The sequence below is a fragment of the Stenotrophomonas sp. YJH_SMC_6 genome (assembly GCF_059371335.1).
This window is the reverse complement of sequence record NZ_JCAFUM010000001.1, coordinates 174,327-198,130: the sequence shown is the minus strand read 5'-3', so window position 1 is coordinate 198,130 and position 23,804 is coordinate 174,327. Positions and strand designations below refer to the sequence as shown.

The following is a 23,804-nucleotide window of genomic DNA, read 5'->3' as shown; positions in this document are numbered from 1 at the left end:
ATAATGCAATCGATTGCATCGAGGGCGAATCACGTTGAAGACGCTCAAGGGTCCAGCGCTGTTCCTGGCGCAGTTCATCGGCGACACGGCTCCTTCTGATCGGCTGGACACGCTGGCCGGATGGGCCGCGGGTCTGGGCTATTCTGGCGTACAAGTCCCCACCACGGCGCCCCACCTGTTCGATCTGGCCGAGGCCGCGCGCAGCCAGGCGTACTGCGACGACCTCGCCGGCATGCTGGCAGGTCATGGCGTGCAGATCACCGAGCTGTCCACCCATCTGCAGGGGCAGCTGGTCGCGGTCCATCCGGCCTACGACAGCCTGTTCGACGGATTCGCACCCGCGGACAAACGTGGCGATCCCACGGCCCGCCAGGCCTGGGCGGTGGAGCAGCTTCTGTTGGCCGCCAAAGCCAGCCAGCGGCTGGGGCTGACCGCGCATGCCACGTTCTCCGGCGCATTGGCCTGGCCCTATTTCTATCCCTGGCCGCAGCGCCCACCGGGACTGGTGGAAGAAGCCTTCGCCGAACTCGGCCGCCGCTGGCGCCCGATCCTCGATGCCTTCGATGCCTGCGGCGTGGATCTCTGCTTCGAGATCCACCCGGGCGAGGACCTGCACGATGGCGCGACCTTCGAACGCTTCCTCGATGTGGTGGATCATCACCCCCGCGCCAAGATCCTGTACGACCCCAGCCACCTGCTGCTGCAGCAGATGGACTACCTGGGTTTCATCGACCGCTACCACGCGCGCATCGGCATCTTCCACGTCAAGGACGCGGAGTATCGCCCCAGCGCAAGCAGCGGCGTGTATGGCGGCTACCAGGACTGGATCGAGCGTCCGGGCCGCTTCCGTTCGCTCGGTGATGGCCAGATCGACTTCAAGGCGATCTTCTCGAAGTTCGCCCAGTACGACTTCCCCGGCTGGGCGGTACTGGAATGGGAATGCTGCCTGAAGCACCCCGAGGACGGCGCACGCGAGGGTGCCGCCTTCATCCGCGACCACATCATCCGCGTGACCGACCGCGCCTTCGACGACTTTGCCGACAGTGGCACGGACGCCGCATCACTGCACCGCATGCTGGGAATCTGAGCCAAGACCGCCCCGGGAGGGCAAGCCATGACGCACGCCATGTCGCGCCTGGGCGCGATGATGTTTCTGCAGTTCTTCATCTGGGGGGCGTGGTTCGTCACCCTCGGAACCTACCTGGTGCAGGGCCCGCTGCAGGCCAGCGCGAGCCAGGTGGCCACCGCCTTCCTCAGCCAGTCCATCGGCGCCATCGTGGCGCCGTTCCTGGTCGGGCTGATCGCCGACCGCTACTTCGCGGCGCAGCGCATTCTCGCGGTGCTGCACCTGGCCGGCGCGGTGCTGATGTGGCTGGCGTCCACCGCCACCAGCTTCAGCGTGTTCTCGGCCTGCGTGATGGGCTACATGCTGCTGTTCATGCCGACATTGGCACTGGCCAACAGCGTGGCGATGCGGCACATGCAGTCGCCCGAGAAACAGTTCCCGCTGGTACGCGTGGCCGGCAGCATCGGCTGGATCGTCGCAGGCGTGCTGATCGGCTGGCTGGGCTGGGAACAGGCGCACCGGCTTGAACTCACCTTCCGCATGGCCGCGCTGGCATCGCTGGTGCTGGGCCTGTATGCATTCACCCTGCCGCACACGCCACCGCTGGCGCAGCAGCGCGATGCCGGACTGGGGCAGATCCTGGGGCTGGATTCGTTGCGACTGCTGAAGTCGCGCGCCTACCTGGTGTTTTTCCTGGCGTCCATCGCCATCTGCATCCCGCTGTCGTTCTACTACAACTTCACCAATCCGTATCTCAACGACCTGGGCGTGCGCGGCGCAGCAGGCCTGCAGTCGCTGGGCCAGGTCTCCGAAGTGCTGCTCATGCTGGCCATGCCGTTCCTGTTCGTGCGGCTGGGAGTGAAGACCATGCTGGCGGTCGGCATGGCCGCCTGGGTGGTGCGCTACGCCATGTTCGCCTTCGGCGATGCGGGCAGCGGCTTCTCGCTGCTGGTGATCGGCATCGTGCTGCATGGCATCTGCTACGACTTCTTCTTCGTCACCGGCCAGATCTACACCGATGCGCATGCCGGCCCCGCCGCGCGCAGCAGCGCGCAGGGCTTCATCACCCTGGCTACCTACGGCGTCGGAATGCTGATCGGCACCTTCCTGTCCGGCGCGGTGGTGGAGCACTTCACCACCGAGGCCGGCCCCGACTGGCAGCAGATCTGGCTGTTCCCGGCCGGCGTTGCACTGGTGGTGTTGATCGCCTTCCTGCTGCTGTTCCGCGACCGGCCGGCGGTCACGGCCGCGCCCTCCACACCCTGAGGATCCCCGTCGATGCCCAAGCTTGGAATCGCCATCGTCGGCGCCGGCATGATCGGTGCAGTGCATCGTCGTGCGGCACTGCTGGCCGGTGCCGACGTGCGCGGCGTAGCCGCCTCGTCACCGCAGCGCGCGCATGAGGCCGCGCAGTCCTGGAATGTCCCACGCGCCTACCGCGATATCGAGGAGGTGATCGCCGATCCGCAGGTACAGGTCGTGCACGTGTGCACGCCCAACCATCTGCACCGCGCCATGGCACAGGCTGCGCTGGAAGCAGGCAAGCACGTGATCTGCGAGAAACCGCTGGCGACGACGCTGAACGATGCACAGGCGCTAGCGGCGCTGGCCGCATCGACCGGATTGGTTGCCACGGTGCCCTTCGTCTACCGCTACCACCCAGTGGTCCGGGAGGCGCGCGCACGCATCGCCCAGGGCGATCTGGGGCCGTTGCACCTGATCCACGGCAGCTACCTGCAGGACTGGCTGCTGGATCCGGCCAGCAACAACTGGCGCGTGGACCCCGCGCTGGGAGGCACGTCGCGCGTGTTCGCCGACATCGGTTCGCACTGGTGCGACCTGGTCGAATGGGTCAGTGGCGAGGGCTTCGCCGAAGTGAACGCGGCGTTCTCCACGGTAATCGCCGAGCGTGGCGCCGTCAGCGGGCAGAGCTTCAGCACGCCAACGGCCGCCAGTGCGATGCAGGCTGTCACCAGCGAAGACGTGGCCGCAGCGATGTTCAGGACCGGCGCCGGCACGCTGGCGTCATTGACGGTCAGCCAGGTCTCGGCCGGACGCCACAACCGCCTCTGGTTCGAGATCGATGGCGCCAAGGCCAGCGTGGCCTTCAACCAGGAGGATGCCGAACGACTCTGGATCGGCCTGCCCGATCAGCGCGAGGAAACCTTCATGCGCGGCCCCGGTGCCGGCAGCGCCGAACAACGCCGCCTTTCCATGCTGCCGGCCGGGCATGCACAGGGCTACGCCCAGTGTTTCGAGGCGTTTGTGGCCGACACCTATCGCGCCATTGAAGGCGAGCGGCCGCAGGGCTTGCCCACCTTCGAAGACGGCCTGCGCTCGGCACGGATCGTCGATCGCGTCATTGCATCAGCCAGGTCACGTACCTGGACCACCATCGGTTGAATTCCGGGAGGATCTGTTGATGAAAGCTCTTTTCCGTAGAAGTGCAAGTCTCGTCCTGCTGCTCGCTGCCCTGCCCGCCTTCGCGAGCGAAGCCGCCACCACGCAGAAGCCGATCGCGGTGCAGATGTACACCCTGCGCAATGCAGGCTCGCTCGATCAGCAGTTGAAGATCGTCCACAACGCGGGCGTCCGTGCGGTGGAAACGGTCGGTACGCAGAACACCAGCGCCACCGAACTCAAGCAGCTGCTGGACCAGTATTCGATCAAGGCGGTTTCGTCGCACGTGCCACTGGCCGAGCTGCGGGGCAACCTGGATGGTGTGGTGACGTTCAACCGGTCGATCGGCAACAGCACGCTGGTGGTGCCTTACCTGGACCAGAAGGACCGCCCAACCGATGCCGCGGGTTGGACCGCATTGGGCAAGGAGCTGGGCCGCATCGCCAAGCAGGTGCGCGGCAAGGGCATGCGCCTGGCCTATCACAACCACGACTTCGAGCTGGCCGACTTCGACGGCCAGACCGGGCTGGAGCTGCTGTTCGCAGCGGCCGGCCCCGACCTGCAGACCGAGCTGGACCTGGCCTGGGTCGCACGTGCGGGCCTGGACCCGGCGGTGATGCTGGGAAAATTCCGCGGTCGCGTGTTCGCGGTGCACGCCAAGGACAATGCGCCCAAGGGCCAGGCCCAGGACGAAGACGGATTCGCCGCCGTGGGCCAGGGCGTGCTGGACTGGAACGCGATCCTGCCCGCCGCTGCGGCGGCCAAGGTGCAGTGGTACATCGTCGAGCACGACCAGCCACGCGACCCGGCCAAGGTCATTCAGACCGGCGCGGACTACCTGCGTGAACACCTGCCCGCCAACGTGCCCACCCGTGCACGGCGCTGACGCATCAAGGAGCCCCACATGAAGATGATCCTGGCAGTGGCCCTGGCTCTGGGCGGCATGAGCACTTCAACGGCAGCCCGGGCCAAGGACGATCCTGCCGCCGGCGCGAAACTCTATGCCCAGCACTGCACTGCCTGCCACGGTGCTGAACGCGCCGGCGTACCGCCTACCTTCCCGGCGCTCACCGACGTCGGCAAGCGGCTTCAGCCCGCCCAGGTCAAGGACAAGATCAGGAAGGGCGGAGGATTGATGCCGCCCTTTGCCCAGCTGTCGCAGCAGGAGATCGACGACCTCGCCAGCTATCTGGCGAAGTAGGCGGCCGGCGACCACGCCGGCCGCGTGCCGCTACAGTTCGCGCACCCAGATGTTGCGGTAGCTGACCCTGGAGTCATGCTCCTGCAGATAGAGCGGCGCGCACGCATGGGGTGCGTACGAAGGCGCACCGATGTACTCGGTCCTGCCTGCCAGCACGGTGTCGTCCTGCACGAGTACGCCGTTGTGCAGCACGGTGATGCGCGCGGGCGACGTCAGGCCGCCGCCCTGCGAGAAGCGCGGTGCCTTCCAGATGATGTCGTAGACCTGCCACTGGCCCGGTGCGCGCGAGGCGTTCACCCGTGGCATGGCCTGCTTGTAGATCGAACCCGCCTGGCCGTTGGCATACGTCGGGTTGTTGTAACTGTCCAGCACCTGCAGCTCATACAGTTCCTGCAGGAAGATGCCGCTGTTGCCCCGGTTCTGGCCGTCGAAGCCCTTCGTCTCGGTGGGGGTACGCCATTCGACATGCAGCTGGACATCGCAGAAGCGTTGCCGGGTGCGGATGCCCTTGCTGCCCGGAACGACGGTCATGGCGCCATCGGCAACCGTCCAGGGCACGCGCCCGCCCTGCTCTGCCTCCCACGCCGAGACATCCTTGCCATCGAACAGCACGATGGCATCGGAGGGGGCCTTGCCTGGCGGCGTGGCCACGACTGCGGGCACGGGCGTCCACACTTCGGTCTTCTTCGGGTCACGCGCAGCGTCGGTACCGTCCTGAGCGAATGCAGATGCAGCGGCCAGCAGGCCGGCCGTGATCAACGCAGGGCGGATCATCAGGATGGTGTCCATCAGCTGGTCCCCCACGCGGGCGTACCGGGGACATAGGCCAGGTCACCGTCGTAGCGGCCCGGCACGGCGACGTACTGCAGCACACCGGTCGCCCCGACCTTTGAAGTGAAGAAGCCGAAGATGGCCAGCTGCTTGATCATCGTGAAGTAATGCGGCATGGCCTCGCCTTCCTCGGGAGTGCCGGTCTCGGTCACGTCGGCATTGCGTGCCTTGGCTTCGGCGTCCAGCGTTCGCAGCAACCCGGTGCGGGCTTCCGGCGTGAGCGATACGAAACGGCCACCGGCGCGCGTGTCGATGTCGGCCAGGCCGGCGCGGAACGTCGCCTGCTGCCGGGCGGTGTAACAGTCGCTGACGAACGTCGCCATGAACGCACCGGCACCCGCGTCCTTGGCCCCGGGCGTCCTTGTCCGCGGCAGGATGGTTTCGGCGATCTCGTCCAGCATGCCGATGTCGGCATCGGAGAACGCGGGCATCGCCCCGGCAGCCGGCACCTTGCCATGCACCAGCGCAGGCAGGCCAACCATGGCCGCACCGGTAGCGGCAACGATCATCTTCAACAGTTCGCGGCGATCCATCAGAGGTTCCCCGCTTTCAGTTCGCGTACCGCATGGTCGGCCGCGCGCGCGGTCAGCGCCATATAGGTCAGCGAGGGATTCACGCAGGCGCTGGAGGTCATGCAGGCACCATCGGTCACATAGACGTTGGGGGCATCCCAGACCTGATTGTGCGCATTCAATACCGAGCTTTTCCGATCACGTCCCATGCGTGCGGTCCCCATCTCGTGGATGCCCTTGCCCGGGGCATAGTCGTTGTCGTGCATCTTCACCTCCTTGACCCCGGCCGCCTCCAGCATCTCGGCGGCATCGGCGGCCATGTCCTTGCGCATCGCCAGTTCATTGGCGCGCATGGACACGTCCATCGCCAGCACCGGCAGTCCCCATTTGTCCTTGCGGTCGTGGTCCAGGCGGATCGTGTTGTCGTGGTGCGGCAGCATTTCACCGAACCCGGTCATGCCGATGCGCCAGTCACCCGGCACGGTCAGTGCCTCCTTCAGATCGGCACCGATATTGAGCTCGGCGATCTCGCGCGACCATCCGGTGCGGCTGGCACCGCCCTGGTAGCCGAACCCGCGCAGGTAGCCGCGCTTGTCGGCCGCGACGTTGCGGAACCGCGGAATGTAGAAGCCGCAGGGACGGCGGCCGAAGTAGTACTTGTCTTCGTAACCCTCGACCCGGCCCGAGGCGCCGGCCCCGAAATGATGGTCCATCACGTTGTGCCCCAACTCGCCGGACGAAGAGCCCAGCCCCCCTTCCCAGACATCGGTGGCCGAATTCATCAGCAGCCACGTCGAGTTGAACGACGACGCGTTGAGGAAAATGACCTTGGCCGTGTACTGGTAGGTCTGCCCGGTCTCGGCATCGATGACCTCCACGCCGCGCGCGCGCTTGCGGTCCTTGTCGTAGAGCACTTCCTTGACGATCGAGAACGGCCGCAAGGTCAGGTTCCCGGTCTTCATCGCCGCTGGCAGCGTCGCCGCCTGGGTCGAGAAGTAGGCACCGAAGGGACAGCCCAGGATGCACTTGTTGCGGTACTGGCAGTTCACGCGCCCCTGCTCGGGCATCGGCTGGGTGATGTTGGCAGTGCGCGAGTGGATCATATGGCGCGTTCCGCCGAAGGCCTTCTTGATGCGCGCGGCCACATCCTTCTCGACGATGTTCAAGGGAATCGGCGGCAGGAACTCGCCGTCCGGCAGCACGTCCAGTCCTTCACGCGTGCCGGCGATGCCGGCGAACTTCTCTACATGGTCGTACCATGGCGCGATATCGGCGTAGCGGATCGGCCAGTCGGTGGCGATGCCGTCCTTGAGGTTGGCCTCGAAATCCAGATCGGAGAAGCGATAGCTCTGCCGGCCCCACATCAAGGAACGACCACCGACGTGGTAGCCACGGAACCAGTCGAAGCGCTTGGTCTCGATGTAGGGCGATTCCTGTTCGTTGGCCCACATCCCTTCCAGGTTCTCGGCCAGGCCGTAGTCGCGCATCAGCACCGGGAACTCGGCCTTCATTGCCTGCGTTGGCCGGTTGCGGTGCGGGAAATCCCACGCCTCCTTCATCGCATTGACGTAGTCCTTGACGTGCTCGATGTTGCGCCCGCGTTCCAGCATCAGGACCTTCAGGCCCTTCTCGGTCAGCTCCTTCGCCGCCCAACCGCCACTGATTCCCGAGCCAACAACAATGGCGTCGTAGTGATTATCTGCCATGGGTTTCTCACCTGGGTGGATATCGTTTCAGACGTCGCAGAGGCGGATCGCCTCGCGCAATGAGGCAACGGGATCGGGCGCTGCAGGCGTGAACTCCTGCGCCAGATACCCCTTGAAACCGGTGTCGCGGATCGCGCGACAGATGGCTGGATAGTGGAGCTCCTGCTGGTCTCCGATCTCGTTCCGGCCGGGCACGCCTGCGGTGTGGTAGTGCTTGAAGCAGGCGTGATGCTTGCCGATGGTGGCGATGATGTCGCCCTCCATGATCTGCATGTGGTAGATGTCGTAGAGCAGGCCGAAATTGTCCGAGCCGAGCCGCTGGCACAGCTCCACACCCCACGCGGAGTGGTCGCACAGGTAGTCGCGATGATCGACCTTGGAGTTGAGCAGCTCCATCACCAGCACCACGCCGCGCTTCTCGGCATGCCCGAGGATGCGCTTGAGCCCGGCCTCGGCATTGGCCATGCCGTCCTGCGGGTCCATACCGTTGCGGTTGCCGGAAAAGCAGATGAGGTTTCGATAGCCGGCATCGGCGACCAGATCGATGTGCCGCGTGTAGCGTTCCACCAGCTGGTCGTGGAACTCACGGCCGGCAAAGCCCTTGGTCAGGCCCAGTTCTGCGCCGTTGCACATCGAGCTGTACACGCCATGCGCCTGCAGCGTGGGCCAGTCCTCCGGGCCGACCAGGTCGATCGCGGCAAAGCCGATGTCCTTCACCGTCGTGCAGAGCTGGGCAACGGACAGCTGCGGGAAGGTCCAGCGTGCGACGGAATGCTTCAGTTTGCCCTTGAGTGGCGCCGTGGCGGCGAATGCGGGCAATGCGCCCGCGGTTGTCGCGGCCCCCAGGCCAATGCTGCCGGCAACTGCGATGCGCAGCGCATCGCGCCGCGTGAGCCCCCTCGCAGGAGCCGGTCTGATCGAATGGATGGACATCCACCTTCCGGCCTCCCAACCGGTATCAAACGCAACGATTCACAGCGATGCAATCGATTGCACCATAGGGGAGGAAATTGTCTGTTTGCAAGTCGCGGTGCACGAAAAACTGATGGTGCGAGGCACAACGCAGATGGCATCGCGCAAAAAGAAAAGCCCCGCATGAGCGGGGCTTTCTTTTCTGCTGCAAAGGAGCGTTCGATCAGAACGGTTGTGCACACATGTTGTGCATACCTCATTACTAGAAATCTCTCTAAAACACTGCCATTCTAGGAATTCATTCACCATTGATAGCACCAGTTATTCTACCAAATGGAAAATTTGGGTGAGAAAGAGTGCCCGCTGACCTCAATCCTATATTTTTCTCAACACTGCAGAGGCTCCAACTCACCGGCGTCCCGGCAATCCCCGCAAATCAGATGACCTCAAATCGGAATTCCCTCGAAATCTGACCCGAGGAGGTTCCATGAGAAAGCCCCTATTTTTTGATAGCCAGATCATTGCCATGCTCAAGCAAGCCGAGGCAGGCACCCTAGTAGCAGAGCTGCGTCGTCCCAATACACCTAGGGCGTGAAGGCCTCAGCGTCAACGTAGAAAGGACAATGGCTATGGAAATTGACTGAGCTGCGGCCGGCCACGGGGCTGTCCCCACCCACATTCTGAACAGCCAGATTGCAGCGAAGAAAATAGCATTGAGCCACAGCACAATTTGGATAATTTTTTTAACTCATCCCGTGGAATGCTCCCCGTATCTGCGGACAGGTTTCCTTACTTGCGCGCCGGTTAGCATAGCGCGCCGAAACTCCCGGGGTGAGCGGAAGCGCAGAGCGCTATGTCGATGGTGCTCGCTGTAGCGCTCGAAGGCCAATGCCACCTGGCCAATGGTGGTGACCGCATCGGGTTGCGTCGATCGTTCGCAACCGTTCCAAGGAGCCGCTCAGCCATCTACATTGAGCTAAGGTCCGAGGAGCTTAGGCAAGATCTGCGGATGCCAGCTACTGCTGATCCCTGGCGTTCAGACGACACGGGAGTTGCCGCATACGTACGGTCGCTGGAGCAAAGGCTCAGCGTGATCGAGCAGATGGTGATTGGTCTTTCACAGACACTGCGTGGCCTTAGGCCAGTCTCGCTCCAGCAGGCGCTCATCTCCGGGACGCGAGAAGGAGATTCCCTTGGCTTGGTCGCTGGAGCGCAGGAGAGGCCATCCGACACCGAAGTATCCGAGTTGATACAGAAGTTACTGAACGAGCGCCATGTCAGTCGGTTCGGTCTTCGGTTAGATCGCTCTGTCTTCAACAGCGCCACTGGGGAGGAACTGCTCTCATCCGAGGATGTCTCTACCCTTCAGCGTCTGAGGTAGATCGCTGCTTCTCAACCAGGCGCTGATCGGCTGGCGGGAGCTCTGACCCACGACGTGTGCGGTCTTCGGTGCCGCGCGACCCGCCTCCGCCTTCGGCTGTGCGCTAGGCCAAGCCAGCAGGTGCATGCTGGAACGTTTTAGCGACGAGAACTTGCGGCATGTGTAAGACGTATCGCGGAAGGGCAAAGCGTCCAGTAGTCACTGTCCGATCCCAAGAGGCTCCCTAGCGCGACCTCAATAGCTATAGGTCTGCGCCTGTCGGCGTTGGGCAAGAAGGAGAACTCCCTCGGGCCGAGTCTTGCTTCTTGCTCCCGTCGCTGAAGCCATCGCGATCTGATCTGCATCTCTTTACAAAGTGCTTGCATGGCGGCCTCTTCGTTCATCTCAGTCTGCAACATGACACTAGCTGCCACACGCATCCCCGACCATGCGACATATCGCCGTCTGCCCGAGCTGAGGTTGAACCACGGGCTCTCCTGCATTGCGATGACTCCGTTTGCTCGCTCAGGACTTATTCGGTGCCGTCGAAGAAGGTTCGCCAAGTATGCGGATATCTCGTCGTTGACAAGCCGCCCCCACAGAGCGACGCGAGCTTCTGTATGCGCCGGCCCTTGCCAGCCATTTAGTGCAACTGCCAGCGCATTGCGAAGGTTTGGGAGAGCCTCCCACGCCGGAGAGTATGTCCAGGCGAAAGGGTGGTAAAGGGACCTTCGAGTGGATGGTGAATCGCTGGTCTCGGTCAGCAGTACTCCCGCCGCCTGGAGGTTTCGCAGCAAACTCCACACAGGCCCGTCATCTGAGGCGACCGGGGCATTTCTTGTAACAGAGTCTTCGAGTGCACACCACAGGCACGAGTAGTACGGTCCAAGGGACGCGACCAGTGAGGCCAAGTCTGGCCTTGCAGTCGATAGGGTCAGTTGATCAAGTCCATGGCGCACTCAGTTCCAAGGGCTCCCACCAGTGAGCGATCTTACCCACCAGCCAGTTGCACTGTCTACATGCTTTTTCATGTAACGCGGCACTGGGCCATAGATTGCTGTCCGCTTCCTCGAGCGGGCGGAATGGCAACCAAGACGATCTACCAAGAAGCATACCGGCGTCTCGTAGAGCAGCTTCGGGCGAGACGGGAGGCTATGGGAATTAGCCAAGTATCGCTTGCCTCGCACTTGGATTGGCCGCAGCAAACTATCTCTTCCATTGAGGCCGGTGCCCGGAGATTGGACTTGCTCGAGTACCTCAGGCTCACCTCGGCCCTTGGCATGAGTGCTGCAGAGGCAAGCTCGCTTTTGATGTCAGAGTGGAGGGCGATGCGCGTCCCTCCAATTCGCTAAGGCGCGATGGCCAACGCCCGGTTATCAGGGGCGAACTGCTCCTTCTGTTGCTGGTGGTCAGTTGATCACTATTACGATTCCGGCGTAACGCTTGCCATTGATCGGTCTCCAAGCTGCGATTTGGGTGCATTGAGCGAAGTCGATTGACGGGGACGCTATGAGTCCTCTTGCCCGAACTCGGTACGGGCTGCCCGCAGCACGCGAGCTGGATCAGAGGTCAGGGCTTCGGCAGGTGGCATGCCGTTGAGCAGAGCGTGCGGTGAGAGAAACCACTCTGCCTCACTCCATCCGGTGCTGCGAAATAGCCCGTCCGGCTCGATCTCGAAATGATCGAGTGCACGCAGTACTGACAGGATTTCTGCCAAATATTCAACGGGTTCGCCATTTTCACCAAATTGCCAGTCTGGGTAGCGATAGCAGGGCACAGGCTTCGTTACATAGACCCCAAGTAGCTGGCCGGCTCTTCGCAGCTGACCTGCTAGGCCGCTACCACTGGTCAATGACGGACCGAGCTGTGAACTGACTTCGGCGGCGCTATGCCACTGTGCGGCAAGTTCATCTCTCCTGACGGCGGCGTCGGACAGGATCTTCTGGGCCGATGAGCAGGCGTCGGAACGCCGTGGTGCGCCCGTTGCTTCTGCCTGTGGTTTTAGCTGTTCTTGGAGAGGTGCTTCAGTGAAATTGCCCGTTGCGTGGATGCGATCAAGCAGGAGTCGAAGTGCGATCGCTAATCCCTCGTCCTCTGACGGGTAGGGAGACGCAAATAGAGGTATCTGAACCCACAGATGCTCCTGTCCTGGGTGTACATAGGGGCGATGATCATCAAGCAGCAAGGCCGCGCCTAATTTTGGTGTGGCTAGCCGTAGATCCTTCGTGCTGCCCGTCCAATGGATGTACTCAATGCTCGCGAACCACGGAGGCGCGCTTCCTTCACGAACCAACAGATCGGCAATGCTGCGAAAGCGCTCTTCCGGCACAGTCGTAAACATCATGAGCTGACTGAAGTGCGATCGGACGTCCTCCAAGAACCGACAGAGGCCGGGTCTTGGAATCTGGCTTATCGCATTGGAAATGAGTGTCCCTTCGAGGTCCAATGCCAGAATGCTCGGCTTCACGTGTTGTCTCTAGCGAGGAGCGTGTGTACACCTTGCTCCTGGACACTCTCGCTGTCCAATACGTGAGCCTACTGGTGCACATGCAGCGTGAGCCTACTGGTACGCATGCAGCGTGAGCCTACTGGTACTTGTTGCCTGCAACTGACAAAAGGATCACCTTTGCTGTGCTGCTCGGCAGGGCGGCACCACTTGGTCGGCTGGAATGTTTAGCTCAAGGATCGGCATAGGAGCCATGGGTGGTCGCCGCTGCGCTGCGGCTCTCTTTGTTGCCGCGATGAGGGATCGACAATGTTCAGAACTAGTCACACACATCCTCTGCATATCGCCACGATCGCTGTCGGAGTCAGTGGCGGCGCAGTAGGTGTAACTTTCGCGCCAGGGAAGTTTCAGAAGGCCGCGATGACGGGGCCATGGAGTCGTGACATTGACTTGGACCTTTGCGCGATTCGCCAGTGGGGTGCGGGGTACTTGATCTCCCTGATTGAGCCATGGGAGTTCGATGAGCTTAGGATTGCCGCGCTGCCAAAGCGGGCGATGGCGCAGGGAATCAAATGGTACGGACTTCCAATCGTAGACGGCGCAGCGCCGAACAGTTCTTTCTTGGAGGCATGGCGCGAGCTGGGTCCAGCACTCAGTCGTGAATTGCTGCGCGGAAGCCGCGCAGTTGTGCATTGTAAGGGCGGGCTAGGACGAGCTGGCACCGTAGCGTGCTTGTTGCTTTTAGAAACAGGCACGGCTGCCACTGGTGAGCAGGCCATGAGCATGGTTCGTCAGGTCAGGACGGGTGCGATCGAGACGCGTGAGCAGGAGGACTTCATACGCGCCTGGAGTCCAGGTCCGGGCAACCAAGCTACAGGCAACTGACACCGTCGACCGGTCGGACTGCGAGAGGCATAGGTTTGGGACCGCGGGCGCCTAGGTAGCGCTCTTGCTCGATTCCTTACGCAGGGAGTCCTCGGAAGCCGGCCGGCGCAGCGTCGACAGGATGGTGCACTCAGCTCGCTGTCCGCCGTGACAACTGGCGATTACCCGCTCCAGCTCGTTGGCCATACGTTGCAAGTCTGCCATTCGGGCGCGAATGTCGGACAAGTGGCTGCGGGCCAGACGATCCACATCCACGCACGACAGGCCCTCGTCGCCGGCTAGCTGCAGCAGGCTACGGACCTCTTCCAGGCTGAAACCCAAGTCCCGACCGCGGGCAATGAAGCGCAGGCGCTCAATGTCCGGCAATCCGTAGACCCGGTAACCATTGCCTGATCGTCCCGGCCTCGGGAGCAAGCCGATGCGCTCGTAGTAGCGAATCGTCTCCAGATGGCACCCACTGGCGGCGGCGGCGTCACTGATTTTCATTCTTAGTAGGCTTGACTCCGTAGTAGCTACGGACTTTACCCTCGTGGACCCTGCCATGCCAGCGGACCGCGCCGGCCCGGCTCCCCTGCGATGGAGAAGATCCGATGAGTGATTGTGGCTGCCACCACGAGGCAAGGAACGCGCAGGAACGGCGCGTGCTGTGGATCGCTCTGGCCCTGAACGCTGCAATGGCTGTGATTGGCGGCATCGCCGGCTGGATCGCCCATTCCACCGGCTTGCTTGCCGACGCACTGGACATGCTCTCCGACGCCACGGCCTACTCCATTGGGTTGGTCGCTATCGGTCGGACGGCGCGCTTCAAGGCCAACGCTGCTTGGGTCAGCGGTAGCGTGCTGCTGATTCTGGGCGTTGGCGTGCTGGTCGAGGTCGGCCGCCGCGTACTCCACGGGGCTGAACCGGTGAGCGGGTGGATGATCGGTACGGCCCTGTTGTCGCTAGTGGTCAATCTCGCGGTCCTTCGCATGCTGGCGCCACTGAAGGCTGGCGAAGTACATCTGCGGGCAACGTGGCTTTTCACCCGAGCCGATGTGGTAGCCAACGTCGGCGTGATCCTGGCTGGCCTACTGGTGTGGTGGCTAGCCAGTCCATATCCAGATTTCGTAATCGGTGCCCTTATCGGCCTCTACGTGATGAAGGAAGCCTTTGAAATATTGGGCGACGCGCGCCGGGCACGCGCCGACGCGCGTAAGACCCCTGCATGACCGCGGGCGGCCAGCTGGGATTCTCCCTGCGCTGATTGCTGCTGGCGCAATTGGCTGTAGGCCGGGATCTGCCTGAAGTCGAGGCCGAAACGCGTGCAGATGCGTATGAGCATCAGGTCGCGCCCTTTCGACCGCCAATTGCCGGGTGACGCATGTAGGCGCAGGCCGATCCCTGTGATCTCAAGAACCTTCGGAGTACTTCCATGTCTGTGCGATGGGCGGCCTTGGCCGCGTTGCTGTTAACGGGCGCAGTAGCGGTGCCTGCGGTGGCGGCCGAATTGATGACCTTGGACGATGCCTTTGCACGCGTAGCCCAAACCCATCCGGAGCTGCGTCTGGTCGATGCGCGAGCCACTGTCCTCGCTGCCGAGCGAGATAAGGCGATGCAGCGTCCACCGTGGACGCTCGGTGCCGAGGTCGAAAACGCGCTGGGCACCGGCGCGGCCGGTGGCTTGGACAGCGCCGAGTTGACCTTGAGCCTGAGTTCGGTGCTGGAGCGCGGCGGCAAGCTCGAAGCCCGCCGTACCTTGGCACAAAGCCGGATTGATGCGCTGGCCGTGCAGCGCGAGACCGGGCGCCTGGACTTGCTAGCCGAGACGGCGCAGCGCTATTTGGCTGTCGTTGGTGCCGGCCGGCAACGAAGCCTAGCGGACATCGATGTTGGCCAGCGCCAGCGAACCATGGTCGCCGCCAGGCAGCGCCTGCAGGCCGGCGCCTCACCCGAGTCGGTGCTGCTCACCGCGCAGGCAGCGCTTGCGCGGGCCGAGCTGAAGCGTGATCGGGCCGAGCAACAGCGACTCGCTGCTCGTCAGCATCTGGCTGCTTTGTGGGGCGAACGTACTCCCACCTTCGAAGTGGTCCCGGCCGATCCGATGGCCCTGCCGGCGATCGCCTCCATGCAGACGCTGGCCGATGAGTTGGAACGGACTCCGGAATTGGCGCAGTTTGCCGACGCCCGCCGGATCGCGCAGGCACGACTGCAGCTGGCGCGTTCAGCGGCCTCACCGGACCTGTCCTGGCAGCTCGGAGTGCGCCGACTACAGGAGACCGATGACACCGCGCTGGTCGCCAGCTTATCCATGCCTCTGGGCAGCCGCAGCCGCGCACAGCCAGAGATTCGAGCCGGCGAAGCCGAGCTGCAGGTCCTGACGATCGAGCGCGAGGCCAAGGGCCTGTCGTTGTACTCCACGCTGGTCGAAGCCCATGGCCGCTACACCGTGGCACAGGCCGAGGTAGCGCGCCTGCACGACGACGTGTTGCCGAAGCTGGCCCGAGCCGAGCAGGCCGCTGAGCGTGCCTATCGTGCTGGGGCGATAAGTTACCTGGAATGGGCACAGTTGCAGTCCGAACGCACCGCCATGGCCCAGCAACAGCTGGACGTCGCCTTGGATGCGCAGCGCGCCCTGATCGAAATTCAACGACTGACCGGCCAGGCGCTTGTCACGCCGCCGGCTGCCGCTTCCACTGGAGAGAGCCCATGAATCGCTTTTCCTGGACCGCACTGGGCATGGCCCTGATGCTGGCGGCCTGCAACGCGTCGACCCCCAACGAAGCATCCGAAGGAGGCCAAGCCGCTGAGGGCGAAGAGCACGGCGAGCACGAGGAAGCGCCGCTGGAAACCGAGATCGCGGCCAAAGCTGCGCAGGCGGCGGGAATCCAGGTCGCGCCGGCTGGACCCGGTGAGATTGCCGATGAGCATGAGGTGCAAGGGCTGTTGACCCCAATCGATGGGCGCATCGCGCAGGTCACTGCACGCTTCCCCGGACCGGTCCGTTCCGTGCGAGTGGGCGTGGGTGACCAGGTACGCACCGGCCAGGTGCTCGCGACAGTGGAGAGCAACCTCAGCCTGACCACCTACACCGTTACCGCGCCGATCAATGGCGTGGTCATGGCGCGTACGGCCGCCGTGGGCATGTCGGCGCCTGAGGGCGCCCCGCTGTTCGAGGTAGCCGACCTGTCCACGCTGTGGGTGGACCTGCACATCTTCGGCGCCGACGCCCAGCACATCGGTGCCGGCGTGCCAGTGACGGTCACCCGCTTGAGCGATGGCGTCAGGGCGCAGACCACATTGGAGCGCGTCCTGCCCGGCACCGCTACTGCCAGCCAAAGCACTATTGCCCGCGCCACCGTGGCTAACACCGATGGGCTGTGGCGGCCGGGTTCAGCGGTCAAGGCGCGGGTCACCGTGGATCGCCAATCGGCGTCGCTGGTGGTTCCGATCACCGCCCTGCAGACCGCACAGGACCAGGACGTTGTCTACGTGCAGCAGGGCGAGACGTACCACACCCGGCCGATCAAGCTGGGGCGCCGTGACGCCGAACGCGCCGAAGTGCTGGAAGGGCTCAAGGCGGGTGAACGAGTGGTGGTGGCCCAAAGCTTCCTGATCAAGGCCGACATCGAAAAATCCACTGTGGAAGAGGAATGAGGCCCGCCATGCTCGAACGCCTCATTGGTCTGTCCATCCGCCACCGCTGGCTGACGCTGGTGCTCACCGCTGCGCTAGTCGCGCTGGGCGTGTGGAGCTACCGTCACCTGTCCATTGACGCCACGCCCGACATCACCAACGTCCAGGTCCAGATCAACACCCAGGCCCCGGGTTACTCGCCGCTGGAGGCCGAGCAGCGAGTGACCTTCGCCATTGAAACGGCCATGGCCGGGCTACCAAAGCTGGACTACAGCCGCTCGCTGTCGCGCTACGGACTCTCCCAGGTCACTGTCGTCTTCAAAGACGGCACCGACCTGTACTTTGCCCGCCAGCAGGTCGCCGAAAGGCTACAGCAGATCGCATCTCAGTTGCCCGAAGGGTTGGACCCAGAGATGGGTCCCATCTCTACCGGCCTGGGCGAGATCTTCATGTACACCGTGGAGGCTGAGCCCAATGCCCGCAAGCCCGACGGCACCCCGTATACCGCCACGGACCTGCGCACCCTGCAGGACTGGGTGATCCGGCCGCAGCTGCGCACCACGCCTGGAGTGACCGAGGTCAACACAATCGGTGGCTTTGAGCGGCAGATCCACATCACCCCGGATCCGGCCCAGTTAGTGGCACTGGGCTTTACGCTGAACGATGTGGTCGCAGCGGTCATGCGCAATAACCAGAACATCGGTGCCGGCTACATCGAGCGCAACGGCCAGCAATTTCTGGTCCGCGTGCCCGGCCAGCTGGCCAATCTGGACGCGATTGGGAACATCGTGCTGGACCGGCGCGATGGCGTGCCCATTCGCGTCCGCGACGTCGCTAGCGTAGGCGAAGGCAAGGAACTGCGCACGGGTGCGGCGACCCAGAATGGCCATGAGGTCGTGGTCGGTACCGCCTTCATGCTGTTCGGCGCAAACAGCCGGGAAGTCTCCCAGGCAGCCGCGGCCAAGCTGGACACCGCCAACGCCAGCTTGCCCGCTGGCGTGCATGCAAAGGCCGTCTATGACCGCACCGCGCTGGTGGATCGCACCATTGGCACGGTGTCCAAGAACCTGATCGAAGGCGCGCTGCTGGTGGTGGTGGTGCTGTTCCTGCTGCTGGGCAGTGTGCGCGCTTCGTTGATCACCGCGGCAGTGATCCCGTTGGCAATGCTGTTCACCATTATCGGCATGGTGCGTGGCGGCGTGTCGGGTAACCTGATGAGCTTGGGCGCCTTGGACTTTGGCCTGATCGTGGATGGGGCGGTGATCATCATCGAGAACTGTCTGCGCCGGTTTGGGGAGGCGCAGCATGCACTGGGCCGCCAGCTCAACGACGAAGAGCGCTTTGATCTGACCGCCTCGGCCACGGCTGAGGTGATTCGCCCCAGTCTGTTTGGTCTAGGCATCATCGCGGCGGTCTACCTGCCGATCTTCTCGCTGTCCGGGGTGGAAGGAAAAATGTTCCACCCGATGGCGATCACGGTGGTCTTGGCCCTGACCGGTGCCATGGTGCTGTCGCTGACCTTCGTACCGGCGGCAATTGCCACCTTCCTGCGCGGCCGTGTGGCCGAGCACGACAACCGCTTGATGCGCTGGTCACGTGCCCGCTACACGCCGCTGCTGGAGTGGGCGCTGCGGCGGCGGGTCGTAGTGCTGACAGGCGCGGCCGTGCTGGTGGTGGGGTGTGGCGTGCTGGCCACCCGTTTGGGCTCGGAGTTCGTGCCGAGCTTGGATGAAGGCGACATCACCTTGCAGCCCATGCGTATCCCCGGCACCAGTCTGGAGCAGTCGGTGGCCATGCAGGAAACGCTGGAGAAGCGCTTGGCCCAGTTCCCGGAGGTGGCCAACATCTTCTCCAAGATCGGCACCGCCGAAGTGGCCACCGACCCGATGCCCCCCTCCATGGCCGATACCTTTCTGATGCTCAAGCCCCGCGACCAATGGCCCGACCCGCGCAAACCCAAGGCCGAGCTGGTGGAAGAGCTGGAGGCGGCGGCCAAGGAGATCCCGGGTAGCAACTACGAGTTCACTCAGCCCATCCAGATGCGCACCAACGAATTGATCTCCGGCGTTCGCTCGGACGTTGCGGTCAAGGTCTACGGCGACAATCTTGACCAGCTGACCCGCCTGGCCAGCCGGGTCGAGCGCGTCCTGCGCGGGGTCCCCGGCGCCGAAGACGTCAAGGCCGAGCAGGTTACTGGCCTACCGCTGCTCACCATCACGCCAGATCCAGCGGCATTGGCGCGGTATGGATTGAATCCGGGTGACGTGCAGGACACGGTGGCAACCGCCATCGGCGGTAGCGTCGCTGGCCAGCTGATCGAGGGCGACCGCCGATTCGACCTGGTGGTGCGTTTGCCCGAATCGCTGCGGCAAGACCCGGCTGTGCTTGCGGACCTGCCCATTCCACTGCCAGAGAGCACCAGTATCGATGAGTCCAGCCGTGTAGCCGCTGGTGCCAACGGTGGGCCTCGCACTGTTCCACTACGAGAAGTGGCGAAGATACAGGTAGAGCGCGGGCCCAACCAGATCAATCGTGAGAACGGCAAGCGTCGAGTGGTGATCACCGCCAACGTGCGTGAGCGTGATCTTGGCGGATTCGTTGGCGATCTGCGTACCCGCATCGGCCAGGATGTACCGCTTCCAGAGGGGTACTGGATCGATTATGGCGGCACGTTCGAGCAGCTGATCTCGGCCAGCCAGCGCTTGGCGGTAGTTGTCCCGGTCACATTGGCGCTGATCTTCGCCCTGCTGTTCATGGCCTTCGGCTCGGCCAAGGATGCCGCCATCGTGTTCAGTGGCGTTCCCTTGGCATTGACTGGTGGCGTAATCGCCTTGGCTCTACGCGGAATTCCGCTGTCAATCTCTGCGGGCGTAGGCTTCATTGCGCTTTCGGGCGTGGCAGTACTCAATGGCTTGGTCATGATTGCCTTCATCCGCCGACTGCGTGAGCAAGGCGACGCCCTCGAAGATGCTGTCCGGGATGGCGCCCTGGGGCGACTACGACCGGTCTTGATGACTGCCCTGGTGGCTTCCCTTGGTTTCCTGCCGATGGCTTTGAACGTAGGCGCTGGTTCTGAAGTACAGCGGCCGCTGGCCACGGTCGTAATCGGCGGTATCGTGTCCTCGACCGCGCTGACGCTGTTGGTCCTGCCGGTGCTGTACCGCTGGCTACATCGCGACCGCGGCAGCCGTGGCGATGGCGCCATCCAAGATCCCTCAACCTCATGAACGAGATCAATTTGGAAGAGGTCCGGGCAGCGATGTTCACGGACCCGAGCGTGAAAGCAGTAGACGGCCTGCGGCTGGTCCCAGGCCCGGCAACTTGCCGCGCGATTGTGGCCACGATCACTGTCGCTGCCCCCTCGGCGGACCTTGACGTGGTCCACGCTGTGATCGCCCGGGTACTTTTCGATCAATTCGGCATCGAGCAGGCAGTGCTTTCTTTCAACGACCCTGGGCCGGCGCCGCCGCCACCCACGACGGCGCCATTGAAGAAATTGTGATCGCTGCGACTCTCCTGAGTGCCTACGCAGTTATCGTGTAAACGGCAGCCAAATCCAAAGCGCGATGAGCGTGGTCAGCAGGACGGGGGGCGTCAGGATGAGCCCTACCTTCATGTACTGCCCCCACGTAATCCGTTGGCCTTTTCCGGCAAGGACATGCAACCACAGCAGGGTCGCTAGCGACCCAATTGGGGTCAGCTTGGGACCAAGGTCGTTGCCCACGACGTTGGCGTAGATCATCAGCTCGCGAGTGGCCGTCGATACGTTCGCCCCATCGATAGCAAGCGCACCGACCAGTGTCGCAGGCATATTGTTCATAATGGAAGCGAGAGCAGCGACCGCAAAGCCCGTACCAATCGTTGCCACGAAGCTACCCTGCGTTGCCAACCACTCTAGGATTGCACTCGCCGCGTCAGTCAGCCAGGCATTACCCAGTCCGTAGACGACTAGATACATGCCGATCGAGAACAGCACGATCTGCCAGGGTGCGTCACACAGGATCTTGGTCACAGCCATTGTGGCGCCCCGGCCTCCAGTCGCCCAGCGGCCTGCAATACCCATCAGCACTAGTGCAGCTGCACCCGTCACCAAAGCAATAGGAACGCCGAGCGGCCCGGTTACGAAGTACGCAATCAGTAGCAGTACTAGAAGAGGCAGCGCTGCGCGAAAAACTGCCACGTCGCGTATCGCGTCGCGGGGCGCTTCTAGATCCTGGACTGGATACCTACTGGGGATGTCGCGCCGGAACCAGAGCCATAGGACGATCAAAGTAGCTCCGACCGATACCAGGTTCACCGGCACCATGATCGCGGCGTAGCGCCCAAAGGACACGTCAAAGAAGTTCGCTGTAACGATGTTGACCAAGTTGGAGACAATGAGCGGAAGGCTGGCGGTATCGGCGATAAATCCGCAGGCGACCGTAAATGCCAGCGCGCCGGCAGGCGGGAAATTCAAGCGCAACAGGATCGCAAGAACAATCGGAGTCAGCAGAAGAGCCGCGCCGTCGTTGGCAAACACTGCAGCAATTGCAGCTCCCAGCAGGACAATGAGCGGAAAAAGCTTCCGACCATTGCCGCCGCCCCAACGGGCCACATGCAGGGCGGCCCACGCGAAGAAACCGGCTGCGTCGAGAATGAGAGAGATGATGATAAGAGCGACGAAGGTGAACGTTGCATCCCAGACAATTCCCCACACCGTTCCAATATCGTTCCACCCGACAACCCCAGTGGCTAAAGCAACGGCGGCACCGGCGAGTGCCGACCAGCCTATGCCAAGCCCGCGAGGTTGCCAGATCACGAAAACAAGAGTGACGATAAAAATCGCGAGAGCAAGCACGTAACCCACCGTTGGAAGTCAGATAGAGCGCTGATTGACGCGCTTGGAAAGCTCATCGGCGCTCTCAACGCGCTCGGAATAGCGATCAACGAGGTAGGCTGCGCGTCCTCGTACGAGCCAGGTGAACTTCACTAGCTCCTCGCATACGTCAACGACACGCTGGTAGTAGGCCGATGGCTTCATGCGCCCGGCCTCATCGAACTCCTGGAAGGCTTTGGCCACGGATGACTGGTTCGGGATGGTGACCATTCGCATCCATCGGCCAAGTACACGTAGCTGGTTTACTGCATTGAAGCTCTGCGAGCCGCCGGAAACCTGCATGACGGCCAGAGTCTTGCCCTGTGTCGGTCGCTTGGCACCGTCGGCCAGAGGTATCCAATCGATCTGAGCCTTCATAATGGCGGTCATGGCGCCGTGACGCTCAGGGCTGACCCAGACCATGCCCTCGGACCAGTACGCGAGCTCGCGAAGTTCGCTCACCTTAGGATGATCGGGAGACGCGCCGTCGGGCAATGGCAAGTCGTGCGGATCGAAGATACGCACATCGCAGCCGTACCAGCGTAGAAGCCGACCGACCTCCTCTGCGAGCAGGCGGGAAAAGGAGCGTTCACGCAGTGAGCCGTAGAGGATGAGCATCCGCGGTGGATGGATCGGGTCGCCAAGCCCGATGAGGGCGTCTACGTCGATCGGCGCAAGTTGTGTGGGGTCGATGTTTGGCAGATCTGCCGCAATGCGATCAATCACGGTGACGTCCCGGTTGTAACGATCTCGCCATCTTCCTTGGTAAAGGAAGACACGGGGTTCGCCAGCAGTGCGAGCACTTTCTCAGACGGTCGGCACAATGCAACGCCACGGTCGGAGACCACGATTGGACGGTTGATGAGAATGGGATGGGCCATCATCGCGTCCACCAGCTGGTCGTCGGTGAGGCCAGGGTTGTCCAGGCCCAACTCCTCGTATGGCGTTCCCTTCTTGCGCAGGAGGTCGCGAGGCGTGATGCCCATTGCGGCAATTAGTTCGACAAGTCTCTCGCGCGTCGGCGGTGACTGCAGGTACTCGATGACCTGCGGGTCTTCGCCCGACTGGCGCATCATTTCCAGAACGTTTCTGGACGTGCCGCAGGCCGGATTATGATAGATCGTTAGTGTCATGATGGATCCCTCAAGCAATGTCTGGTCGGGAGAACGAAGTGCCTTCGAGCTGGCCAATTGCGCAGATTTGCGCTGTCAATGCTGCTCGAGACAGCGTATGGAGTGGCAGCGCGACGAAGGCTCGGATGCGGTTTTCCAGGTACATCAGCGCCTTTCGGAAGGCGGCGCGTTGCCACATTTCCCCGTGAGCTTCGCGGATGGGATCCTCGATACCCCAATGCCCCGTCAATGGTCGCCCGGGCCACAGTGGGCACGCCTCGCCAGCAGCGTGGTCGCAGACAGTGAAGACAAAATCCATGCGGGGGGCACTTGCCGCGGCAAACTCCTCCCATGCTTTGGACCGCAGGCCTTCGACCGGGTAGTTGGCCTCGTGCAGCGTCTCAATCGCCAGCGGGTGGACCTCGCCCTTGGGGTGACTGCCGGCAGAGAACGCGTTGAAACGGCCATCGCCAATACTCCGCAGGGCGCTTTCCGCCAGTATCGATCGCGCAGAATTGCCCGTGCATAGGAACAGGACGTTGAAGGGCTGAATAAGGCTCATCCGCAGGTCTCCGAGGTACATGGGCGGGCGAGTTTGAAGAGGTCACCGCAAATCTCGGGAGTCCCGGAGCAGCAGTCCTCAGTCAGAAACGCGAGCAGTTGGCGCATGTGCTCATAGCTAGCGGCGTACAGCACGCGCCGCCCGTCTCGCCACGAGCGCAGCAGGCCAGCTCGCTCCAAGGTCGAGAGGTGAAAGCTCATGCGTGGTGGCGCGATCGCGAGAGCTTCCGCAATTTCGCCGGAGGGCATGCCATCCGGGCCAGCACGAACCAGCATCCTGAATGCAGCTAGGCGATCAGACTGGGCGAGCGCAGAGAGTGCGAGGACGGCGGAATCATCTTTCAT

The 23,804-nt window shown here is 62.9% G+C and carries 22 protein-coding genes and 1 pseudogene; 12 read left to right on the top strand and 11 right to left on the bottom strand.

The window, feature by feature from the left end:
- Nucleotides 1–34: 34 nt before the first annotated feature.
- From AC5P9N_RS00985 to AC5P9N_RS00965, 5 genes are read left to right on the top strand one after another with little or no spacing between them, the layout of a single operon-like run.
- A complete protein-coding gene (locus AC5P9N_RS00985; protein WP_043034160.1) occupies nucleotides 35–1,087 on the top strand; it encodes a sugar phosphate isomerase/epimerase family protein in 1,053 nt (350 codons plus the stop codon).
- A 27-nt stretch (nucleotides 1,088–1,114) separates the two neighbouring features.
- Complete coding sequence (locus tag AC5P9N_RS00980; RefSeq protein ID WP_099484988.1) at nucleotides 1,115–2,332, top strand: nucleoside permease; 1,218 nt, start codon at nucleotides 1,115–1,117, stop codon at nucleotides 2,330–2,332.
- Nucleotides 2,333–2,344: 12 nt separating this feature from the next.
- Complete coding sequence (locus AC5P9N_RS00975) at nucleotides 2,345–3,469, top strand: Gfo/Idh/MocA family protein (RefSeq protein ID WP_099484987.1); 1,125 nt, start codon at nucleotides 2,345–2,347, stop codon at nucleotides 3,467–3,469.
- A gap of 19 nt (nucleotides 3,470–3,488) precedes the next feature.
- Nucleotides 3,489–4,352 carry a sugar phosphate isomerase/epimerase family protein gene (locus AC5P9N_RS00970; protein ID WP_099484986.1) on the top strand — a complete coding sequence of 288 codons (864 nt, stop codon included), beginning with the start codon at nucleotides 3,489–3,491 and terminating at the stop codon, nucleotides 4,350–4,352.
- 18 nt (nucleotides 4,353–4,370) lie between these two features.
- On the top strand, nucleotides 4,371–4,667 hold the full coding sequence (locus tag AC5P9N_RS00965) for a c-type cytochrome (RefSeq protein ID WP_005412561.1): 297 nt from the start codon (nucleotides 4,371–4,373) through the stop codon (nucleotides 4,665–4,667).
- A gap of 30 nt (nucleotides 4,668–4,697) precedes the next feature.
- Here AC5P9N_RS00965 and AC5P9N_RS00960 read toward each other — a convergent pair whose 3' ends face one another.
- From AC5P9N_RS00960 to AC5P9N_RS00945, 4 genes are read right to left on the bottom strand one after another with little or no spacing between them, the layout of a single operon-like run.
- Entirely contained in the window at nucleotides 4,698–5,456 is a 759-nt protein-coding gene (locus AC5P9N_RS00960) for a 3-keto-disaccharide hydrolase (protein WP_032967124.1), read from the bottom strand.
- Nucleotides 5,456–6,031: a gluconate 2-dehydrogenase subunit 3 family protein gene (locus AC5P9N_RS00955; protein ID WP_005412559.1), complete on the bottom strand. Its 576-nt coding sequence runs from the start codon at nucleotides 6,029–6,031 to the stop codon at nucleotides 5,456–5,458. Before AC5P9N_RS00955 ends, AC5P9N_RS00960 begins: the two co-directional genes overlap by 1 nt.
- On the bottom strand, nucleotides 6,031–7,716 hold the full coding sequence (locus AC5P9N_RS00950; protein ID WP_099484985.1) for a GMC oxidoreductase: 1,686 nt from the start codon (nucleotides 7,714–7,716) through the stop codon (nucleotides 6,031–6,033). Before AC5P9N_RS00950 ends, AC5P9N_RS00955 begins: the two co-directional genes overlap by 1 nt.
- 27 nt (nucleotides 7,717–7,743) lie before the next feature.
- Nucleotides 7,744–8,649, bottom strand: a complete 906-nt coding sequence (locus tag AC5P9N_RS00945; protein ID WP_099484984.1) for a hydroxypyruvate isomerase family protein — start codon at nucleotides 8,647–8,649, stop codon at nucleotides 7,744–7,746.
- Between the two features lie 2,289 nt (nucleotides 8,650–10,938).
- Here AC5P9N_RS00945 and AC5P9N_RS00940 point away from each other — a divergent pair.
- Nucleotides 10,939–11,340 carry a helix-turn-helix domain-containing protein gene (locus AC5P9N_RS00940; RefSeq protein ID WP_315974219.1) on the top strand — a complete coding sequence of 134 codons (402 nt, stop codon included), beginning with the start codon at nucleotides 10,939–10,941 and terminating at the stop codon, nucleotides 11,338–11,340.
- Between the two features lie 155 nt (nucleotides 11,341–11,495).
- Here AC5P9N_RS00940 and AC5P9N_RS00935 read toward each other — a convergent pair whose 3' ends face one another.
- Entirely contained in the window at nucleotides 11,496–12,455 is a 960-nt protein-coding gene (locus tag AC5P9N_RS00935; RefSeq protein WP_239498876.1) for an NIF family HAD-type phosphatase, read from the bottom strand.
- Nucleotides 12,456–12,743: 288 nt separating this feature from the next.
- On the opposite strand from AC5P9N_RS00935, the gene AC5P9N_RS00930 reads away from it, so the two are divergent.
- Nucleotides 12,744–13,319 (top strand): phosphatase domain-containing protein, encoded by a 576-nt coding sequence (locus tag AC5P9N_RS00930; protein WP_099484981.1) that lies wholly within the window; start codon nucleotides 12,744–12,746, stop codon nucleotides 13,317–13,319.
- 51 nt (nucleotides 13,320–13,370) lie between these two features.
- Here AC5P9N_RS00930 and AC5P9N_RS00925 read toward each other — a convergent pair whose 3' ends face one another.
- Nucleotides 13,371–13,805: a MerR family transcriptional regulator gene (locus tag AC5P9N_RS00925; RefSeq protein ID WP_099484980.1), complete on the bottom strand. Its 435-nt coding sequence runs from the start codon at nucleotides 13,803–13,805 to the stop codon at nucleotides 13,371–13,373.
- 104 nt (nucleotides 13,806–13,909) lie between these two features.
- Here AC5P9N_RS00925 and AC5P9N_RS00920 point away from each other — a divergent pair, with 104 nt between their 5' ends.
- The 5 genes and pseudogenes from AC5P9N_RS00920 to AC5P9N_RS00900 all read left to right on the top strand — a co-directional run bounded on the left by AC5P9N_RS00920 (nucleotide 13,910) and on the right by AC5P9N_RS00900 (nucleotide 20,433).
- Nucleotides 13,910–14,527: a cation diffusion facilitator family transporter gene (locus AC5P9N_RS00920; protein ID WP_099484979.1), complete on the top strand. Its 618-nt coding sequence runs from the start codon at nucleotides 13,910–13,912 to the stop codon at nucleotides 14,525–14,527.
- A 203-nt stretch (nucleotides 14,528–14,730) separates the two neighbouring features.
- On the top strand, nucleotides 14,731–16,008 hold the full coding sequence (locus AC5P9N_RS00915; RefSeq protein ID WP_099484978.1) for a TolC family protein: 1,278 nt from the start codon (nucleotides 14,731–14,733) through the stop codon (nucleotides 16,006–16,008).
- A 137-nt stretch (nucleotides 16,009–16,145) separates the two neighbouring features.
- A pseudogene (locus AC5P9N_RS00910) lies at nucleotides 16,146–16,952 on the top strand (efflux RND transporter periplasmic adaptor subunit); the annotation flags it as partial.
- 8 nt (nucleotides 16,953–16,960) lie between these two features.
- The gene (locus AC5P9N_RS00905) at nucleotides 16,961–20,158 is read left to right on the top strand and encodes an efflux RND transporter permease subunit (protein ID WP_099484976.1); all 3,198 of its coding nucleotides are present in this window, start codon (nucleotides 16,961–16,963) and stop codon (nucleotides 20,156–20,158) included.
- Nucleotides 20,155–20,433 carry a hypothetical protein gene (locus AC5P9N_RS00900; RefSeq protein ID WP_099484975.1) on the top strand — a complete coding sequence of 93 codons (279 nt, stop codon included), beginning with the start codon at nucleotides 20,155–20,157 and terminating at the stop codon, nucleotides 20,431–20,433. Before AC5P9N_RS00905 ends, AC5P9N_RS00900 begins: the two co-directional genes overlap by 4 nt.
- Before the next feature lie 30 nt (nucleotides 20,434–20,463).
- Here AC5P9N_RS00900 and AC5P9N_RS00895 read toward each other — a convergent pair whose 3' ends face one another.
- From AC5P9N_RS00895 to AC5P9N_RS00875, 5 genes are read right to left on the bottom strand one after another with little or no spacing between them, the layout of a single operon-like run.
- A complete protein-coding gene (locus AC5P9N_RS00895; RefSeq protein WP_099485010.1) occupies nucleotides 20,464–21,768 on the bottom strand; it encodes an arsenic transporter in 1,305 nt (434 codons plus the stop codon).
- Nucleotides 21,769–21,786: 18 nt separating this feature from the next.
- Nucleotides 21,787–22,512, bottom strand: a complete 726-nt coding sequence (arsH, locus tag AC5P9N_RS00890; RefSeq protein ID WP_005411450.1) for an arsenical resistance protein ArsH — start codon at nucleotides 22,510–22,512, stop codon at nucleotides 21,787–21,789.
- Nucleotides 22,509–22,919: an arsenate reductase (glutaredoxin) gene (arsC, locus tag AC5P9N_RS00885; protein ID WP_005411449.1), complete on the bottom strand. Its 411-nt coding sequence runs from the start codon at nucleotides 22,917–22,919 to the stop codon at nucleotides 22,509–22,511. The genes arsH and arsC overlap by 4 nt, the downstream gene beginning before the upstream one ends.
- A gap of 10 nt (nucleotides 22,920–22,929) precedes the next feature.
- Nucleotides 22,930–23,460 (bottom strand): arsenate reductase ArsC, encoded by a 531-nt coding sequence (locus tag AC5P9N_RS00880; RefSeq protein ID WP_099485009.1) that lies wholly within the window; start codon nucleotides 23,458–23,460, stop codon nucleotides 22,930–22,932.
- On the bottom strand, nucleotides 23,457–23,804 hold the full coding sequence (locus tag AC5P9N_RS00875) for an ArsR/SmtB family transcription factor (protein ID WP_099484974.1): 348 nt from the start codon (nucleotides 23,802–23,804) through the stop codon (nucleotides 23,457–23,459). Before AC5P9N_RS00875 ends, AC5P9N_RS00880 begins: the two co-directional genes overlap by 4 nt.

What these genes read in the sequence shown, in the direction of transcription:
- AC5P9N_RS00900 (WP_099484975.1), top strand. Translation starts at nt 20,155, where the DNA reads ATGAACGAGATCAATTTGGAAGAGGTCCGGGCAGCGATGTTCACGGAC.
- arsC (WP_005411449.1), bottom strand. Translation starts at nt 22,919, where the DNA reads ATGACACTAACGATCTATCATAATCCGGCCTGCGGCACGTCCAGAAAC.
- AC5P9N_RS00930 (WP_099484981.1), top strand. Translation starts at nt 12,744, where the DNA reads ATGTTCAGAACTAGTCACACACATCCTCTGCATATCGCCACGATCGCT.
- AC5P9N_RS00920 (WP_099484979.1), top strand. Translation starts at nt 13,910, where the DNA reads ATGAGTGATTGTGGCTGCCACCACGAGGCAAGGAACGCGCAGGAACGG.
- AC5P9N_RS00955 (WP_005412559.1), bottom strand. Translation starts at nt 6,031, where the DNA reads ATGGATCGCCGCGAACTGTTGAAGATGATCGTTGCCGCTACCGGTGCG.
- AC5P9N_RS00915 (WP_099484978.1), top strand. Translation starts at nt 14,731, where the DNA reads ATGTCTGTGCGATGGGCGGCCTTGGCCGCGTTGCTGTTAACGGGCGCA.
- AC5P9N_RS00925 (WP_099484980.1), bottom strand. Translation starts at nt 13,805, where the DNA reads ATGAAAATCAGTGACGCCGCCGCCGCCAGTGGGTGCCATCTGGAGACG.
- AC5P9N_RS00880 (WP_099485009.1), bottom strand. Translation starts at nt 23,460, where the DNA reads ATGAGCCTTATTCAGCCCTTCAACGTCCTGTTCCTATGCACGGGCAAT.
- AC5P9N_RS00875 (WP_099484974.1), bottom strand. Translation starts at nt 23,804, where the DNA reads ATGAAAGATGATTCCGCCGTCCTCGCACTCTCTGCGCTCGCCCAGTCT.
- AC5P9N_RS00975 (WP_099484987.1), top strand. Translation starts at nt 2,345, where the DNA reads ATGCCCAAGCTTGGAATCGCCATCGTCGGCGCCGGCATGATCGGTGCA.
- AC5P9N_RS00965 (WP_005412561.1), top strand. Translation starts at nt 4,371, where the DNA reads ATGAAGATGATCCTGGCAGTGGCCCTGGCTCTGGGCGGCATGAGCACT.
- AC5P9N_RS00970 (WP_099484986.1), top strand. Translation starts at nt 3,489, where the DNA reads ATGAAAGCTCTTTTCCGTAGAAGTGCAAGTCTCGTCCTGCTGCTCGCT.
- AC5P9N_RS00960 (WP_032967124.1), bottom strand. Translation starts at nt 5,456, where the DNA reads ATGGACACCATCCTGATGATCCGCCCTGCGTTGATCACGGCCGGCCTG.
- AC5P9N_RS00950 (WP_099484985.1), bottom strand. Translation starts at nt 7,716, where the DNA reads ATGGCAGATAATCACTACGACGCCATTGTTGTTGGCTCGGGAATCAGT.
- AC5P9N_RS00940 (WP_315974219.1), top strand. Translation starts at nt 10,939, where the DNA reads ATGGCGCACTCAGTTCCAAGGGCTCCCACCAGTGAGCGATCTTACCCA.
- AC5P9N_RS00905 (WP_099484976.1), top strand. Translation starts at nt 16,961, where the DNA reads ATGCTCGAACGCCTCATTGGTCTGTCCATCCGCCACCGCTGGCTGACG.
- AC5P9N_RS00980 (WP_099484988.1), top strand. Translation starts at nt 1,115, where the DNA reads ATGACGCACGCCATGTCGCGCCTGGGCGCGATGATGTTTCTGCAGTTC.
- AC5P9N_RS00945 (WP_099484984.1), bottom strand. Translation starts at nt 8,649, where the DNA reads ATGTCCATCCATTCGATCAGACCGGCTCCTGCGAGGGGGCTCACGCGG.